We start from the raw sequence: 16,280 nt of genomic DNA, 5'->3' as shown, positions 1-16,280 counted from the left end.
ACTGATTCAGGCGCTGGGCCGCTCCTTCCAGACCCCGGGCCTGATGCGGGGGGTCCGCGTCCCGCTCCACCTTCTCGCGGCGGCGGGCGTGGCGGTGGTCGCGCTGCCCGTGCTGGCCCTCCTCGCCGCCGCGGCGCGGGGATCGGGTGACCTCTGGCCGCACCTGATCCGCCACGTCCTGCCCGGGGCGGCGGTGGAGACGCTGCTGCTGCTGGCCGGGGTGGGGGCGGTGGTGGTGGGGGTGGGCACGGGCACGGCTTGGCTGGTGGCCTGCCACCGCTTCCCCGGGCGGCGGGTCCTCTCCGCGGCGCTGGTGCTGCCGCTGGCGCTGCCGGCCTATGTCTCCGCTTATGCCTGGCTGGACGTGCTGCACCCGGCCGGGCCGGTGCAGTCCGGGCTGCGCGCGCTGCTGGCGCCGCTGGAAATGGGGCCGCTGCCGATGCCGGAGATCCGCTCCCTGCCGGGCTGCGTGACCGTGATGGGGAGCGTCCTCTACCCCTATGTCTACCTGCCGGCCCGCGCGGCTTTTCTCGCCCAGGGGGCGGAGCTGGTGCAGGCCGGGCGGGGGCTGGGGGCGGGCGGGTTCCGGCTGTTCCGCTCCATCGCCCTGCCCCTGGCCTGGCCGGCGGTGGCGGCCGGGGCGTCGCTGGCGCTGCTGGAGGCGCTGAACGACGTGGGGGCGGCGGAATTCCTGGGCGTGCGGACGCTGACGGTCTCGGTCTACGTCACCTGGATCACCCGCTCCTCCCTGGCGGGGGCGGCGCAGGTCGCGCTGGCGATCCTGGTGCTGGTGGCGGGCCTGCTGGCGCTGGAGAGCTGGGCGCGGGCCCGGCTGCGCGGCCGCGGGGCGGGGCGGGAGGGGGCGGTGCCGGTGCTCCGGACGCTCTCCCCCCTCGCCGGATGGCTGGCCGCGCTGTCCTGCCTGATCCCCGTGCTGCTGGGCTTCCTGATTCCCGCCGCCTACCTGGCCTGGGCGGCCTGGGGGCGGGTGGCCGCCTTCGGCCCGCCGCGGGAGCTGGGCGCCTGGATCGGCAACAGCGCCACCCTCTCGGCCGCGGCCACGCTGCTGACGCTGCCGGCCGCCCTGGCCCTGGCGATGGCGGCGCGGGGGGAGGCGTTGCCGGACCGGCGGCCGGTGCTGGGCCGGGCGCTGCTGCGGGCCGGGCGGCTGGGTTACGCCCTGCCGGGCGGGCTCGTGGCGGTGGGGCTGGTCGTCGCCTTCGGCGCGCTGGACGGGCTGACGGAGGACTGGGCGCGGCCGCTCCCCGCCCTGTCCGGCACGGCGTCGGCGCTGGTGGCGGCCTATTTCGTGCGATTCCTCGCCATTCCCGCCGGCGGGCTGGATGCGGGCTACGCGGGCATCCGGCCGCAGCTGGACTGGTCCGCCCGCGCCATGGGGGCGGGGCCGGGGCGCATCCTGGCGCGGGTGCACCTGCCGCTGCTGGCGCCCTCGCTCCTCGCCGCCGCGCTGCTGGTGTTCCTGGACACGATGAAGGAGCTGCCGGCCACCCTCCTGCTGCGGCCCTTCGACCGGGAGACCCTCGCCACCGCCCTCTACGCCGAGGCGGCGCGTGGGACCTACGAGGAAGGGGCGGTGGCGGCGCTGGCGCTGGTGGCGGCGGGGCTGCCGGTGATCGCGCTGCTGGTCCTGGGCGGGCGTCCTCCGGGCGGGCAGCCGGGCCTTTCCGCGCGGGGCTGAAACGGGCCTTGACCCGCGCCCCCGGCCCGGCGTTTGGTCCCCTGACATGCCCGATACGATCGCGCCCCTCACCGTCCTGCCCCTGGCCGAGCCGCTGATGGCGGCGCTGCGGGCGATCCTCGGCCCGCGGGGCATGATCACCGATCCCGCGGACCTGGAACCGCACCTGTCCGACTGGCGCGGGCTGTACCGTGGTGCCTCCCCGGCTCTGATCCGGCCGGCTTCCACCGAGGAGCTCTCGGCGGCGCTGAGGCTGCTCTACGAGGCGGATATCCCGGTGGTGCCGCAGGGCGGGAACACCTCCATGGTCGGCGGGGCCATGCCGGACGAGAGCGGGCGGCAGGTGATCCTCTCCCTCTCCCGCATGAACCGCATCCGCGACATCGACCCGGTCGACATGACGATGGTGGCCGAGGCCGGGGTGGTGCTGAAGACGGCGCAGGACGCTGCGGCGGGGGCGGGCTGCCTCTTCCCCCTCTCTCTCGGGGCCGAGGGCACGGCGACGATCGGCGGCGTGCTCTCCACCAATGCCGGGGGGAACACCACGGTCCGCTACGGCAACGCGCGGGATCTGATGCTGGGGCTGGAGATCGTGCTGCCCGATGGCGGCGTGATCCACGGGCTGCGGCGGCTGCGGAAGGACAACACGGGCTACGCGCTGCGCCACCTGATGGTGGGGGCGGAGGGGTCGCTGGGGATCATCACCGCCGCGGTGCTGCGGCTGTTCCCCCGGGCGCGAGCGGAGGCCACGGCCCTCTGCGCCGTGAGGAGCGAGGACGCGGCGCTGTCCCTGTTCCGCCGCTTCCGGGACCGGGACGAGACGGCGGTGCGGGCCTTCGAGTACATGTCCGGCACGGGGATGGATTTCGCGCTGAAGCACATCGAGGGGGCGGTGCTGCCGCTCTCCGAGCGGGGGGACCACTATGTCCTCGTCGATCTCGCCTCCTCCCGCGCGGATGCCGACCTGCGCGGGCTGATGGAGGCGGTGCTGGAGGAGGCGCTGGAGGCCGGCGAGGTGACCGACGCGGCGCTGGCCGAGAGCGAGGCGCAGCGTCACGCCATCTGGCGCCTGCGCGAGGAGCACCCGGAGGCGCAGAAGCGCGAGGGGGCGAGCGTGAAGAACGACGTCTCCGTCCCCGTCTCCCGCGTGCCGGAGATGATCCGGCGCTGCAGCGCGGCGCTGCGCGCGCTGATCCCGGGCAGCCGGCCCGTGCCCTTCGGGCACATGGGCGACGGCAACATCCACATGAACCTGGAGCAGCCGGAGGGGATGGAGCCCGCCGCCTTCCTGGCGCGTTCCCACGACATCATGGACTGCGTGAACGCCATCGTGCGGGAGCTGGACGGGTCGTTCAGCGCGGAGCACGGCATCGGCCGGCTGAAGCCGGACATGCTGGCGGAGTGGCGCGGGGGCGCGGAGCTGGGGGCGATGCTGCGGATCAAGGCGGCGCTGGACCCCAAGGGCCTGCTGAACCCCGGCAAGGTGCTGCCGGCCTGATGCGCCTTCCGCGGGTCTGCGCGCCGGCGGCGCTGGCCGCCCTTGTCCTCTCCGCCTGCGCGCAGCGGGTGGAGCGCCCCTGGACGGAGAGCGCCCCGACCCGCACGCCCGAGCCGACCGAGCGCCTGCCCGACCTGCCCGACGCCTTCCGGGCGGAGCTGCGCGGGGGGCAATCCCCGGGCTGCCCGCTGCGCGGCAACGCCGTTTATCTCGGGGGCGGGCGCTTCCTGACGGCGGCGCACCTGGTGGACGGCATCGTGCCGCGGCTGCGGCAGTGCAACGGCACGCCCATCCCCACCACCGTGCGCTTCGCCGGCCGCACCCTGGCCGTGCGGGCGCTGCGCGTGGGGGAGGGGTATCTCGAGCCAGGGGTGGGGCCCCTCTACAAGGGCGGGGAGGACCTGGCGCTGCTCCAGGCCTCGACCAGCCCGCCGGGGCCGGCGGCGCGGCCCTGCGGGGCGGGGCCGTCGCCGGGCCAGGCCGTGCTCGTCTCCTCCTCCGCCAGGCAAGGGCTGGCGAAGGCAGGCGAGATGGTGCCGGAGACCCGCAAGGCGGACGGCGCCTATGCCGACATCGCCCTGCCGATGGCGGAGGGGGAGTCCGGCGCCGGCGTCTTCGATCCGGAGACGAACTGCCTGCTGGGGATCGTCAGCCACCGGCCGGATTCCACGCCCGACCACTCCCGCATCGTGCCGGCGGGCATCATCCGAGCCTTCCTGGGGGCCGGAGGCGTGGCGGAGCTGTCCGCGCCTAGGGGACCCCGCCCCCTGGAGCCCCCGCCAGGAGGCTGAGCCTCCTGGACCTGCATCGGGCTGCCGCCGCGCCGTCCTGATGCGGTTCCCCGTGTGAAAGCTCTTTTCCTGCCCCTGCGGTCGCCTCGGGTCGATGACCCGAGGCGTGACGGCACATGAACAAATTCAAGCAGATAGAAAAAGATGAGGGCGAGGGGGCCGGGGAGAGGAAGAATTCCTTCTTCCTCTCCCCGGGACATCCCGCCCCCGCCAAGGGGGCGCCGCCCTTCGTCACATCAGCCCATTTGCCCCGGGGTGGACGGATGGATAGGTTGCGCCCCCCATGAGCCGCGTCACGCGCTACATCTCGAAGCAGATCGCCCTCTCCCTCCTGGCCGTGACGGTCGGGCTGGCGGCGCTGATCTGGCTCACCCAGTCGCTCCGCTTCATCGAGCTGGTGCTGGACCGCGGCCTGTCCTTCGCGGTCTTCCTGGAGCTGACGGGACTGCTCCTGCCCTCCTTCTTCGCGGTGATCCTGCCCATCACGACCTTCGTGGTGACACTGTTCACCTATGTCCGCCTCTCCTCCGACCGGGAGCTGGTGGTGATGCGGGCGGCCGGGCTGTCGGACTGGCGGCTGGCGCGGCCGGCGCTGCTGGTGGCCACCCTGGCCACCGCGATCGGGCTGGTGCTGCAGACCTGGCTGGTGCCGATCTCCCACGCCGCGTTCCGGGAGTGGCAGTACGAGATCCGCAACCAGATGGCCGCGATCCTGGTGCAGGAGGGGGTGTTCAGCAGCGTCTCGGCCGACCTGACCGTCTATGCGCGGGACAGGGAGCGGGACGGGACCCTGCGCGGCATCCTGATCCATGACATGCGCGAGCCGGGGGCGCCGGTGACGATCCTGGCAGAGCGCGGGGTGATCCTTCCCAGCAACAACGGGCCGCGGGTGATCCTGCTGAACGGCCAGCGGCAGCAGATGGAGCGGGCGGTGCCGCCGAACTCGCCGCCGGGCACCGCGCCGCAGCCGCGCCTCTCCGTGCTCGCCTTCGGGGAGAACAGCGTGGACCTGGCGCGGAGCAGCCGCACCGAGGATGCGCGCAACCGCGACAGCCGGGAGCGCTTCGTGGGCGAGCTGCTGAACCCCAACCCCGAGGAGGGGCTGCTGGAGCGGGACGTGCGGAAGTTCCGGGCGGAGGGGCATGGCCGCCTCGCCTCGCCCTTCACCGCCCTGTCCTTCGCCATGGTGGGGCTGGCGGCGGCGCTGGCCAGCGCCTTCCGGCGCCATGGCGGCGGGCTGACCGCCATGGGGGCAGTGGGCGCGGTGGTGGGGCTGCTGGCCCTGGGGCTGGCGGTGGGGAACCTGGCCGCGCGGGACAACCGCTTCATCCCGCTGATCTGGCTCCACGCCATCGGGCCGGGGCTGGCGGCGGCCTGGGTGCTCTCCGGCGCACCGGGCTGGCCGCGCCGCGCGCCGCCGATGCCGGCACCGCGCGCCGCGCCGGGCGCCGTCCTTCCCCGCGGGGCCGCCGCGGAGTGACCCTGCCCTTCACCTTCGGGCGCTACGTCGCCCGCCGATTCCTCGTCATGTGCCTTGTCATGCTGGCGGCGCTGACGGGGCTGGTGGCGCTGTTCGACTTCATCGAGCTGCTGCGCCGCGCCGCCACGCGGGAGGTGGGCTTCGCCACCGTGGCGACCATCGCCGGGCTCCGCGTGCCCTTCGTGGCGATGCAGGTGCTGCCGTTTGCCATCCTGCTCGGCGGCATCCTCGCCTTCTGGCGGCTGGCCCGCTCCTCGGAGCTGGTGGTGGCGCGGGCGGCGGGGATCTCGGCCTGGGGCTTCCTGACAGGGCCGGTGATCGTGGCGACGATGATCGGCGCGGGGGCGACCGCCGGCCTTTCCCCGCTTTCGGCCGCCATGCTGTCGCGGGCGGAGCGGCTGGACGCGGCGGTGCTGCGGAACCAGTCCGGCGTCAGCGCCCTGGCGGGCGGGCGGCTCTGGCTGCGCCAGGCGGACCGGGAGCTGGACCCGATGGGGGTGGCCATCCTCTCCGGCCGGCCGGTGGCGCCCGGCACGGGCGGGGCGGCCGGCGCGTCCGGCGGCGTCTTCGGGATGGAGGAGGTGTCGCTCTGGCGGATTTCCGGCGCGGACCGCTTCCTCGGGCGGGTGGAGGCGCCGCGGGCGGCGCTGACGAACGGCGCCTGGGTGCTGGAGGAGGCGATCGCCTTCGGCTCCGACCGGCAGGCCAGCCCCGCCCGCACGATCCGCTTCCCGACCGAGCTGACGCCCGAGCGGATCGAGGGCAGCTTCGCCAGCCCCGACACCCTCTCCTTCTGGGTGTTGCCGGACTTCATCGCTGTGCTGGAGAATTCGGGCTTCTCGGCGGTTCGGCACCGGCTGCAGTTCCATTCGCTGCTCGCACTGCCCATGCTGGCGGTCGCCATGGCCCTTCTCTCCGCCGGATTTTCGATGCGCGAGGCCCGAAAGGGCGGCGTTGCCCAGATGCTGGGGCTGGGGGTGGCCGCGGGCTTCGCCCTGTTCCTGCTGGACCGCGTGACGGGCGAGTTCGGGGAGACGGGCACGCTGCCCGTGGTCCTGGCCGCCTGGGCGCCTGCCATGGCCGGCCTGATGTGCGCGGTCGCGCTGCTGCTTCACCTGGAGGATGGATGACCGACGTGACCGGACGCAGGGGCGGGCCCCGGTCCCACAGCACGGGCCCCTCAGGCGTGGCCCCCTCAGGCGCGGCCCCCTCTCGCGCAACCCCCTCTGGCGCCCCCTCTGGCGTGGGGCGTGCCGTCCCTCGCCGCGCGTGGCTGCTCGGCGGCGTGGCCCTGGCGGCGGTGCTCTCCGCCCCGCTGGCGCTGCCCGTGCCCGCGGCGGCGCAGGGCGGGCCGATGAACATCAGGCCGGACGAGTTCAGCTCCGGCATCGGCCCGGGCGGGGCGCGGGGCCAGCCCGCCGCGCCATCCGCCGGCCAATCCGCTAACCCGCCGGCCACCACGGCCGGCGTGCTGCGCGGCGGGGTGCCGCCGGTGGACCGCAACGCGCCCGTGACCTTCACGGCCGACGAGGTGGAGTACGACCAGAACGAGAACCGGGTGACCGCCACGGGCCGCGTGGAGGCCTGGCAGAACGAGCGCATCCTGCGCGCGGACCGCTTCACCTACGACCGCGACACCGGCGTCTCCGTCGCCGAGGGCAACGTGCAGCTGCTGGAAGCGGACGGGCAGGTGCTCTTCGCCGAGCGGGCGGAGCTGCAGGGCGGGATGCGGGACACGATCGTGGAGGGACTGCGCGGCCTGCTGGCGCAGAACGGGCGGCTGGCCGCGAACGGCGCCCGCCGCCGCACGCTGGAGGGCGGGGCGGTGGTGATGGACCTCTCCCGCGTCGTCTACTCCTCCTGCGACCTCTGCGAGGAGAACCCGAGTGAAGCGCCGCTGTGGCAGCTCCGCTCCCGCCTCGCCACCCAGGACGGGGAGGCGCGGCGCATCCGCTTCCGGGACGCGACCGTGGACTTCAGCGGCGTGCCGGCCTTCTACACGCCCTACCTCTCCATGCCGGACCCCTCCACGCCGCGCTCCTCGGGCTTCCTCTCGCCCTCCTTCGGGCAGACGACCTATCTCGGCGGGTTCCTGGAGACGCCCTACTACTGGGCGATCGACGATTCGAGCGACCTGACGGTGACCCCGGTGGTGACCACGAGGACGGTGCCCTTCGCGAACGGCGTGTACCGGCAGCGCTTCAATTTCGGCGAGGTGAACATCGCTGCCTCCGCCGCCTACCTGGAGGAGCGGAGCCGGAGCGAGGAGAGCGGCCTGGGTGGCAGCATCTTCGCCCGCGGGAACTTCACGATCGACGAGAACTGGAGCGCCGGCTTCAACATCAACCGCGCGTCCAGCCAGACCTACCTGCGCTCCTTCCGCCTGCCCTCCCCCGCGATCCTGGCCAGCACCGCCTACGTGGAGGGGTACTGGGGCTACAACCGCTACGCCCGGATCAACGGCCTGGCCTTCCAGGGCTTGCGGGAGACGGACGACGTGGGGCGCACGCCCTTCGTGCTGCCGAACCTGTACTACGAGCACGTGTTCGAGCGGGACGGGCTGGGCGGCACCTTCGCGGCGGACGCCACCGCCTTCTCCATCTACCGCAGCCAGGGCACGCAGACGCGGCGGGCCGGAACGCGGCTGCGCTACGAGCTGCCGCGCACCGACGCCTTCGGATCGCAGTGGACCTTCCGCGTGCAGGCGGACGGGCTGGCCTACAACGCCAGCAACCTGGACCAGGCGCCGAACTTCAGCGACACCAGCAGCGTGACGACGGCCACCGGCAACATCCGCGCGGCGGTGGACTGGCGGCTGCCCCTGGTGCGCTCCGCCGGCAGCCTCGGCAGCCAGCTGATCGAGCCGCGGGTGCAGCTGGTGACGGGGCCGAACACCGGGCGGCAGCGCGACATCCCGAACGAGGAGAGCCTGGACTTCGAGTTCACGGACGCGAACCTCTTCTCCCTCAACCGCTTCAACGGGCGGGACCGGCAGGAGGGCGGGACGCGGGTGGACGCGGCGCTGCGGGGCGCCTGGTTCTTCCCCAACGGGGGCTCCGTGGAGGGGCTCGCCGGGCGGTCGTTCCGGGCCTCGGAGGAGGCGCTGTTCACGGAGAATTCCGGGCTCGAGAAGCGGGCCTCGGACTGGGTGGGGCGGGTGACGGTCTCCCCCACCTCGTGGTTCGACGTGACCGCCCGCGGGCGCTTCGACGGCGACAGCGGGGACCGGCGGTTGCTCGACACCTCCGCCAGCTTCGGGCTGGAGCCGATCGGCCTGCCGGGCACGCGGCTGACGACGGGCTACGTGTACCGCACCCCCGACCCCCGCCAGACGCCCCTGCGCTACACGCGCGAGGTCTATGCGGGCGCGACCACCCGGGTGGGCAAGTACTGGCGCGCCGCGGTCTTCGGCCGCTACGACCTGGAGCTCGAGCGCGGCGTCTCCTATGGCACCAGCGCGGCCTACGAGGACGAGTGCTTCGTGCTGGAAGGGCGCTTCTTCCGCTCGCTCGCGGAGAACGCGGTCACGGGCACCACCTATCCCGGCGCGACGACCCTGGTCTTCCGCATCGCCCTGAAGACGGTGGGCGACTTCTCGGCGCGGGCGCTCTGAGGGCCGGTCCGGGGTTGGGGGAGGAGGCATTCTCCCCCGCCCCGGACCCGCCGGAACGGCGGCCGCCTCGCCCGCTGAAACGACCCCTCCTGAAACGACCCCCTGAAACGACCCCCTGAAACGAAATGCCACGCCCTGCGGCCACCGGATCGCTTCAAACCTCGCGCCGCATGGTCTAGGAACCCCGGCATGCGACGCTTTTCCCGTTTCCGTCCGGCCTTTCCTCGCCTTGCCATGGCCTTGCCCGCGCTGCTCCTCGCGGGCGGGGCGGCGCTGGCGCAGCCCTCGGCCCGGCAGCCCGCGCCGCGGCCCGGGGGCGGGGAGGCCTCGGCTCCGGCGCCCGGGGATGCGAACCGGGGGGATACGAACCGGATCGTGGCCGTGGTGAACGGCGACGTGGTGACGGAGGCGGAGGTGCGGTCCCGCGCCCGGCTCTTCGCGCTGAACGTGGGGCTGCAGCCCGCGCCGGACCTGACGGCCCGGATCAGGCCGCAGATCCTGCGCCAGATCATCGAGGAGCGGCTGCGGCTGCAGGACATCCGCCGCCGCCGCATCCCCGTGGGGGACGACGAGGTGGCCGAGGCGATCGGCGACATCGAGAAGCGCAACGGGCTGCCGCCGGGGGGGCTGCGGGCGCAGCTCCGCGCCGCCGGGATCGAGCCGCGGGTGCTGTACGACCAGCTCCGCTCCCAGCTGGGCTGGGGGCGGCTGATCCGCGGCATGATGGGGCCGAACGCCGAGCCCTCGCCGGAGGCGGTGCAGGAGGCGGTGGCGGCCCATGCGGCGCGGGTGGGGCAGCCGGAGTTCCTCGTCTCCGAGATCTTCGTGCCGGTGGAGAACCCCTCCTCCGCGGCGGAGACGAAGCGCTTCGTGGACGACGTGATCGCGCGCCTCCGCCAGGGCCTGCCCTTCGCGCTGGCGGCGACCCAGTTCAGCCAGAGCCAGACGGCGCTGCAGGGCGGCGACCTCGGCTGGATCAGCGCGGAGCGGCTGGACCCGGAGGTGGCCTCCGTCGTGCAGCGCATGCCGCCGGGCGCCGTCTCCAACGCGGTGGAGGTGCCGGGCGGGTACCAGATCATTCAGCTCCGCCAAAAGCGGGAGACGGGGCGCGAGAACGCGACGATGGTGACGCTGCGCCAGGCCTTCCTGCCCTTCTCCTCGCCGCTGGACCCGCAGAACCCGACGGAGCAGCAGCGCGCGACGCTGGCGCGCGCCCAGGCGGTGCGGGGCGGCTGCGACGCGGTGGAGGCGGCGAACCGCGCCGCCGGGAACGCGCGCCCCTCCGATCCGGGCGGCGAGGTGCGGCTGGAGACGCTGGGGCCGCCGCAGCTGCGGCAGCTGGTGGGGGGGCTGACCCCGGGGCGGGCGAGCCAGCCGATCGTGACGCCGGAGGGGATCCTGGTGGTCGCGGTCTGCTCCAGGGAGACGCGGAACCTGGCGAGCTTCACGCCGGAGATGGCGAAGCAGCAGATCGTCCGCGACCGGGCGGAGAACCTCTCCCGCCAGCAGAGCCGCGACCTGCGGCGGCGCGCGACGATCGAGATGCGGGGCTAGGGCCGGCGTTCCGGGTCGGGTGACGTGACGACACCGCCCGGCCTTCCCAGCCTTTCCGAGACCGTCCACCGGCACGGGCTGGCCGCGCGCAAGGCGCTGGGCCAGCACTTCCTGCTGGACGAGGCGCTGTGCGGCCGGATCGCGCGGCTGGCGGGGGATCTCTCCGGGCGGCAGGTGCTGGAGGTGGGGCCGGGGCCGGGCGGGCTGACTCGGGCGCTGCTGGCGAACGGCGCGGATCACGTCCACGCGGTGGAGCTGGATTCGCGGGCCATCGCGGCGCTGGCGGAGCTGGCGGCGGCCTGGCCGGGGCGGCTGACGGTGACGGAGGCGGACGCGCTGGGGGTGGATCCGGTGGCGATGATGCCGGCGCCGCGCCGGATCGTGGCGAACCTGCCCTACAATGTCGGATCGCCCCTGCTGATCGGCTGGCTGGCCCGGGCCGGCGAGTTCGAGAGCATGACGCTGATGTTCCAGCAGGAGGTGGCGGAGCGGATCGTGGCCGCGCCGGATACCTCCGCCTATGGCCGGCTGGCGGTGGCGGCCCAGTGGCGCTGCGAGGCGCAGATGGTGCTGCGGCTTCCGCCGGGCGCCTTCAGCCCGCCGCCGAAGGTGTGGTCCGCCGTGGTGCACCTCGTGCCCCGGGCGGTGCAGCCGGAGCCGGCGCTGGCGAAGGCGATGGAGCGGGTGACGGCGGCGGCCTTCGGGCAGCGGCGGAAGATGCTGCGGGGATCGCTGAAGTCGCTCGGCGAGGCGGAGGCGCTGCTCGGGGCGGCGGGGATCGAGCCGACGCGGCGGGCGGAGACGCTCTCGGTTGCGGAGTTCGAGGCGCTGGCGCGGGCGCTGCTGGGCCGCGGGGGCGGCTAGGCCGGAACCCGCGGCGCCAGGGCCGGGACGCGCGGCCCCTGGGAGAGGGCGGCCCTACTTCGGCGGGCCCTCTTCGGCGGCTTGCCCGCTGTCTCCACCGCCCCGGTTCCCGTCGTAGGTGCCGCCGGTGCTGGGGAGGGGGCCGGGGGCGGGGCTGAAGGGCTGGCTCGGCGCGGCGCGCGGCGCCTGGGAGGGCGCGGGGCTGAAGGGCTGGGTGGGGCCGCGGGGTGCTCCCTGGGGTGCTCCCTGGGGCGCTCCCTGGGCGAGCTGGCGGATGCAGCCGCTGAAGGCGTCCGCGGCGGCGCTGCTGCCGGAGAGGTTCAGCGACCAGGAGCCCTCGCTGCCCTGGGGAAAGGTGATCTGGCCGCGGCCGGCGCCGCGGAACTCCCGGATGAAGAGGGCCAGCCGGTCCGCGGTGATGCGGCCCTCGACGAAGTTGCGGTGGCCGGTGCCGCGGTAGCGCCAGGGCGTCTCGCCGCCGAAGCGGATCTCCACGGGGACCTGAGTGCCCTCAGGGATGTTCCAGCCACCCTTGGAGAGGTGCGTGGTGACGTGCTGGTTGCCGAGGAAGTACTTCAGGCCGAAGTAGCGGCCCTCCGGCCCGCCGGTGGAGAGGACGCAGACCATCGTCCCGTTGTTGGAGCGGCCGGAGAAGACCTCCCACACGCCGGTGCGGCTGACGAGGGAGAGCTGCGCCCGCGCCTGCAGGGGCAGCATCGCGAGCACGCCGGCCAGGATCCAGAACGCCTTCCTCATCGCTGACCCCTTTCCACCCCTGGTTTCCGGCTGCCGGGCCCCGTTGCCGCCGGGTCGCCCGGCGACGCGCGACGACAACGCGCGACCGGAAGGTGTTTGAGCCGGGCGCGCCGGATCAATAAATGATGGTCACTGGCATGTAACAGTAACGCCTTCGCGCGGGGGGAGTAGCGGGGAGGGGCGGGGGCGGTTCCCGGCCGTCAGGCCAGGGCGGCGAAGCGCGACGCGAAGGCCTCGCGCTCGGCGGGGGTCATGTGCAGGCCGCGCCGGGTGCGGCGCCACAGCGCGTCGTCCGGCCGCGTCACCCATTCGCGGGCGCGCATCCACTCCAGCTCCCGCGCGGTGATGCCGCCGCCGAGGTCGCCGCCCATGGCCTCGAGAGAGGTGGCGCCGCCGATCACGCGCTCCAGCTCGCCGCCATGGGTGCGGATCAGGCGGTGCAGCAGGGGGCGGGGGAGCCAGGGATGGGCGCGGGCCATGCTTCCCGCGAAGGCCTCGCGGGTGAGGCCGCCGAGGTCGCCGCCGGGCAGGGGCGCTCGGCCGGTCCATGAGGGGGCGGCCTTCCCCAGTGCGTGGCCGATCCTTTCCACCGCGTCCTCGGCCAGCCTGCGATAGGTGGTGATCTTGCCGCCGAGCACGGAGAGCAGGGGCGCCCCGGCGCGGTCCATCTGCAGCGTGTAGTCCCGCGTGACGGCGGAGGGGTTGTCCGAGCCGTCATCGTGCAGCGGGCGGACGCCGGAATAGGTCCAGGCAATCATGTCCGGCGTGACGGGGGTGCGGAACTGGCGGGAGACGGCGTTGCACAGGTACTCGGCCTCCTCCGGCGTGCATCGGGGCCGGCCCATGGCCGGGTCGTGCGGCACGTCGGTGGTGCCGATGAGGGAGTAGCGCTCCTCATAGGGGATGACGAAGACGATGCGGCGGTCGTCGTTCTGCAGGATATAGGCCTGGGGGCCGTGGTAGAGCGCGGGCACCACGATGTGGCTACCGCGGACGAGGCGGACCCGGCCGCGCAGCGCCGTGCCCGTCTCCTCCTGCGTGGGGGTCACCCAGGGGCCGGCGGCGTTGGCGATGGCGCGGGCGCGGAGGGTGCGCTCCACCCCGTCCGCGCCGCGCAGGGCGCAGGTCCAGGCCTGCGGGGCGCGGGTGGCGCGGAGGAACTCCGTGCGGGGCAGGATCGTGGCGCCGCGCGCGGCGGCGTCCCGCGCGTTCAGCAGGACGAGGCGGCTGTCCTCCACCCAGCAGTCGGAATAGGCGAAGCCGCGGGAGAACTCGGGCTGCTTCAAGGGCTCGCCCTGTGGCAGGGCACCGAGGTCCAGCGCCTCGCTGCCGGGCAGGGATTTCCGGCGCGCCAGGTGATCGTAGAGGAAGAGGCCGGCGCGGATCATCCATCGCGGGCGCATCTCCGGCCGGTGGGGCAGGACGAAGCGGAGCGGCCAGATGATGTGGGGGGCGATGCCCATCAGCACCTCGCGCTCCGCCAGCGCCTCCCGCACCAGGCGGAACTCGTAGGTCTCCAGGTAGCGGATGCCGCCGTGGATGAGCTTGGAGGAGGAGGAGGAGGTGGCCTCCGCGATGTCGTCCCTCTCCACCAGCGCGACCGAGAGGCCGCGGCCGGCGGCGTCGCGCGCGATGCCGCAGCCGTTCACGCCGCCGCCGATGACGAGGAGGTCGAGGGTGCCGGGAATGTCCATCCGGGCGAAGGGCCTCTCAGGTGGGCGTGGAAAATGCCGCGCGGGGTATGGAGGGTCAAACATCCGGCGCGAGGTGGACCGCGACGCCGGAGCGGATGAGGGGGGCGGCGGCGGGGCCGATTCACGGCGGGTTAACGGCTTCGCGCCAGGATCGTGGGCGAGGGCGGGCAAAAGGGCCTGCCGGAGGGCCGCATGCCAGAGACCGCGCCGTGTGGCGACGCCGTGCAGGCCGCCGGGGAGGATCGGGCACCGCGGATCCGGGCGCTGGTCTTTCCCTGCGGGTCCGAGAATGGCGGGGAGATTCACGACGCGCTGCGCCACTCCCTGCACGTGGAGGTGATGGGCGCCTCCAGCGCGGAGGATCACGGGCGCTTTCGCTTCGCGCGCTACTTCGGCGGGCTGCCGCGCGTGGGCGAGGAGGGGTTCGATGGCGCCTTCTCCGCCCTGCTGCGCGGGGAAGGGGTGGCGATGGTCTTCGCCACGCACGACACGGTGGCGGAGTACCTAGCGCCGCGCATGCGGGCGATGGGCGCGCATCTCGTGAACGGCGATCCGGAGACGGCGGCGGTCGCGCGGCGCAAGAGCCTCACCTACCGGCTCTTCGCGGATCAGGGCTGGGCGCCGCGCGTGTTCTGCGGGCCGGAGGCGGTTCCGGAGTGGCCGGCGGTGGTGAAGCCGGATCGCGGGCAGGGCGGGAGGGGCGTGGCGGTGGTGCGGGACAGCTGGGAGGCCCGGCTGGCCACCGCTGCGCTGGAGGAGCCCGTGCTGATGGAGCACCTGCCGGGCGATGAGGTGACGGTGGACTGCTTCACGGACCGGCACCGGCGGCTGGCCTGGGTGGGCCCGCGCACGCGGGAGCGGGTGCGGGCGGGGATCGCCATGCGGTCCGAGGTGGTGGAGGCCGATGCGGAGATCCTCGGCATCGCGGAGGCGATCAACGCGCGGCTGCTGATGCGCGGGCCCTGGTTCTTCCAGCTGCGGCAGGACCGGGAGGGGCGCTGGAAGCTGCTGGAGGTGGCCTGCCGGGTGGCAGGCAGCATGGTGGCGCAGCGCGCGCGGGGGGTGAACCTGCCGCTGATGGCGGTGCACGACTTCCTGGGGCGCGACGTGGTGCCGCTGCCGGACCCGCGCGTGCGGCTGGTGGACCGGCGGATCGCGACCCGGGCGCGGCTGGACTGGGAGTTCGACGAGGTCTTCGTGGACCTGGACGACACGCTAGTGCTGGACGGGCGGGCGGTGCCGGGCGTGGTGGCCTTCCTCTACCAGTGCGCGGGGGAGGGGAAGCGGCTGCACCTCGTCACCCGCCACGCGGGCGAGCCGGAGGAGGCGCTGCGGCGCGCGCGGATCGCGCCCGGGCTGTTCGACCGCATCCACCACCTGCGCGCGGGGGAGCCGAAGGCCGGGGTGATCGGGGGGCGGGCGATCTTCGTGGACAACCACTTCCCGGAGCGCGCGGCGGTGGCCGCGGCGCGGGGGATCCCGGTGCTGGACGTGGACGCGGTGGAGTTCCTGCTGGGATGAGCGAGGGGGCGGCGGTGCGGAAGAACGGGGCGGGCGAGTTCGTGGGGCTGCGGACCGAGGCGCAGCTGGAGCGCGACGCAGACTTCAAGAGGACGGCGCTGCGGCTGATCGGGGATGCCGGGGAGAACTGGGCGGTCCATGCGCTCGCGGTGACGAAGCGGAACGCGCTGGCGCGGGTGCTGTACCTGGACGAGCTGTACCGGCGCATCCTGCCGGTGCCGGGCGTGATCCTGGAGTTCGGAGTCCAGTGGGGCGCGACGCTGGCGACGCTGCTGAACCTGCGGGCGCTGCACGAGCCCTACAACGCGTCCCGCATGATCTACGGCTTCGACACCTTCGAGGGGTTCGCGGCGGTGGACGCGGAGGACGGCGAGGGCGTGCGGAAGGGGGATTTCAGCGCGGGGCCGGGGCACGAGAGGGGGCTGGACGACATCCTGGCCTATCACCAGTCCATCAACGCCTTCCCCGAGCACCGGCGGCACGGGCTGGTGAAGGGGGATGCCTCCGAGACGATCGGGCCCTGGCTGGAGGGGAACCCGCACGCGGTGATCGCGCTGGCGCTGTTCGACATGGACCTCTACCGGCCGACGCGGGACGTGCTGCAGGCGATCCGGCCGCGGCTGGTGAAGGGCTCGGTGCTGGTGTTCGACGAGCTGAACTGCCCCTTCTTCCCCGGCGAGACGGCGGCGGTGGCGGAGGTGCTGGGCCTTGGGAATTGCCGCCTCACCCGGCACCCGTTGCAGAGCTACTGCGCGGTGATGGAGGTGGCGTAACGCGCTCTCCCCGGAAGGTGAGGGGCCGCGCGGTTTC

12 protein-coding genes are annotated in these 16,280 nt (G+C 74.0%); 10 read left to right on the top strand and 2 right to left on the bottom strand.

Going from position 1 to position 16,280, the window contains the following annotated elements:
- Positions 1 to 43: 43 nt before the first annotated feature.
- The 8 genes from VQH23_RS03415 to rsmA all read left to right on the top strand — a co-directional run bounded on the left by VQH23_RS03415 (position 44) and on the right by rsmA (position 11,499).
- The gene (locus VQH23_RS03415; protein ID WP_338664214.1) at positions 44 to 1,699 is read left to right on the top strand and encodes an iron ABC transporter permease; all 1,656 of its coding nucleotides are present in this window, start codon (positions 44 to 46) and stop codon (positions 1,697 to 1,699) included.
- Positions 1,700 to 1,745: 46 nt separating this feature from the next.
- Positions 1,746 to 3,197 (top strand): FAD-binding oxidoreductase, encoded by a 1,452-nt coding sequence (locus VQH23_RS03410; protein WP_338664213.1) that lies wholly within the window; start codon positions 1,746 to 1,748, stop codon positions 3,195 to 3,197.
- Entirely contained in the window at positions 3,197 to 3,988 is a 792-nt protein-coding gene (locus VQH23_RS03405; protein ID WP_338664212.1) for a trypsin-like peptidase domain-containing protein, read from the top strand. Before VQH23_RS03410 ends, VQH23_RS03405 begins: the two co-directional genes overlap by 1 nt.
- 283 nt (positions 3,989 to 4,271) lie before the next feature.
- Positions 4,272 to 5,468 (top strand): LPS export ABC transporter permease LptF, encoded by a 1,197-nt coding sequence (gene lptF, locus VQH23_RS03400; RefSeq protein ID WP_338664211.1) that lies wholly within the window; start codon positions 4,272 to 4,274, stop codon positions 5,466 to 5,468.
- Positions 5,465 to 6,598, top strand: coding sequence for an LPS export ABC transporter permease LptG (lptG, locus tag VQH23_RS03395; RefSeq protein ID WP_338664210.1), 1,134 nt, complete (start codon positions 5,465 to 5,467; stop codon positions 6,596 to 6,598). Before lptF ends, lptG begins: the two co-directional genes overlap by 4 nt.
- Positions 6,599 to 6,711: 113 nt before the next feature.
- Positions 6,712 to 9,081, top strand: a complete 2,370-nt coding sequence (gene lptD / locus VQH23_RS03390) for an LPS assembly protein LptD (protein ID WP_338664209.1) — start codon at positions 6,712 to 6,714, stop codon at positions 9,079 to 9,081.
- A gap of 234 nt (positions 9,082 to 9,315) precedes the next feature.
- The gene (locus VQH23_RS03385; RefSeq protein ID WP_338664208.1) at positions 9,316 to 10,635 is read left to right on the top strand and encodes a peptidylprolyl isomerase; all 1,320 of its coding nucleotides are present in this window, start codon (positions 9,316 to 9,318) and stop codon (positions 10,633 to 10,635) included.
- A 24-nt stretch (positions 10,636 to 10,659) separates the two neighbouring features.
- Positions 10,660 to 11,499: a 16S rRNA (adenine(1518)-N(6)/adenine(1519)-N(6))-dimethyltransferase RsmA gene (gene rsmA / locus VQH23_RS03380; protein WP_338664207.1), complete on the top strand. Its 840-nt coding sequence runs from the start codon at positions 10,660 to 10,662 to the stop codon at positions 11,497 to 11,499.
- Between the two features lie 54 nt (positions 11,500 to 11,553).
- Here rsmA and VQH23_RS03375 read toward each other — a convergent pair whose 3' ends face one another.
- Positions 11,554 to 12,255: a hypothetical protein gene (locus tag VQH23_RS03375; protein ID WP_338664206.1), complete on the bottom strand. Its 702-nt coding sequence runs from the start codon at positions 12,253 to 12,255 to the stop codon at positions 11,554 to 11,556.
- A 200-nt stretch (positions 12,256 to 12,455) separates the two neighbouring features.
- On the bottom strand, positions 12,456 to 13,949 hold the full coding sequence (gene glpD, locus VQH23_RS03370) for a glycerol-3-phosphate dehydrogenase (protein WP_338664205.1): 1,494 nt from the start codon (positions 13,947 to 13,949) through the stop codon (positions 12,456 to 12,458).
- Positions 13,950 to 14,141: 192 nt separating this feature from the next.
- Between glpD and VQH23_RS03365 the strand changes: the two genes are divergently transcribed.
- Both VQH23_RS03365 and VQH23_RS03360 read left to right on the top strand, forming a co-directional pair.
- A complete protein-coding gene (locus VQH23_RS03365) occupies positions 14,142 to 15,470 on the top strand; it encodes an ATP-grasp domain-containing protein (protein WP_338664204.1) in 1,329 nt (442 codons plus the stop codon).
- Positions 15,467 to 16,243: a class I SAM-dependent methyltransferase gene (locus VQH23_RS03360; RefSeq protein WP_338664203.1), complete on the top strand. Its 777-nt coding sequence runs from the start codon at positions 15,467 to 15,469 to the stop codon at positions 16,241 to 16,243. The genes VQH23_RS03365 and VQH23_RS03360 overlap by 4 nt, the downstream gene beginning before the upstream one ends.
- The last annotated feature ends 37 nt before the right edge of the window (positions 16,244 to 16,280 follow it).

The organism is Pararoseomonas sp. SCSIO 73927, assembly GCF_037040815.1.
GTDB lineage: Bacteria > Pseudomonadota > Alphaproteobacteria > Acetobacterales > Acetobacteraceae > Roseomonas.
Note: the sequence above shows the minus strand (reverse complement) of the source record. Positions and strands in the feature narration are given on the sequence as shown.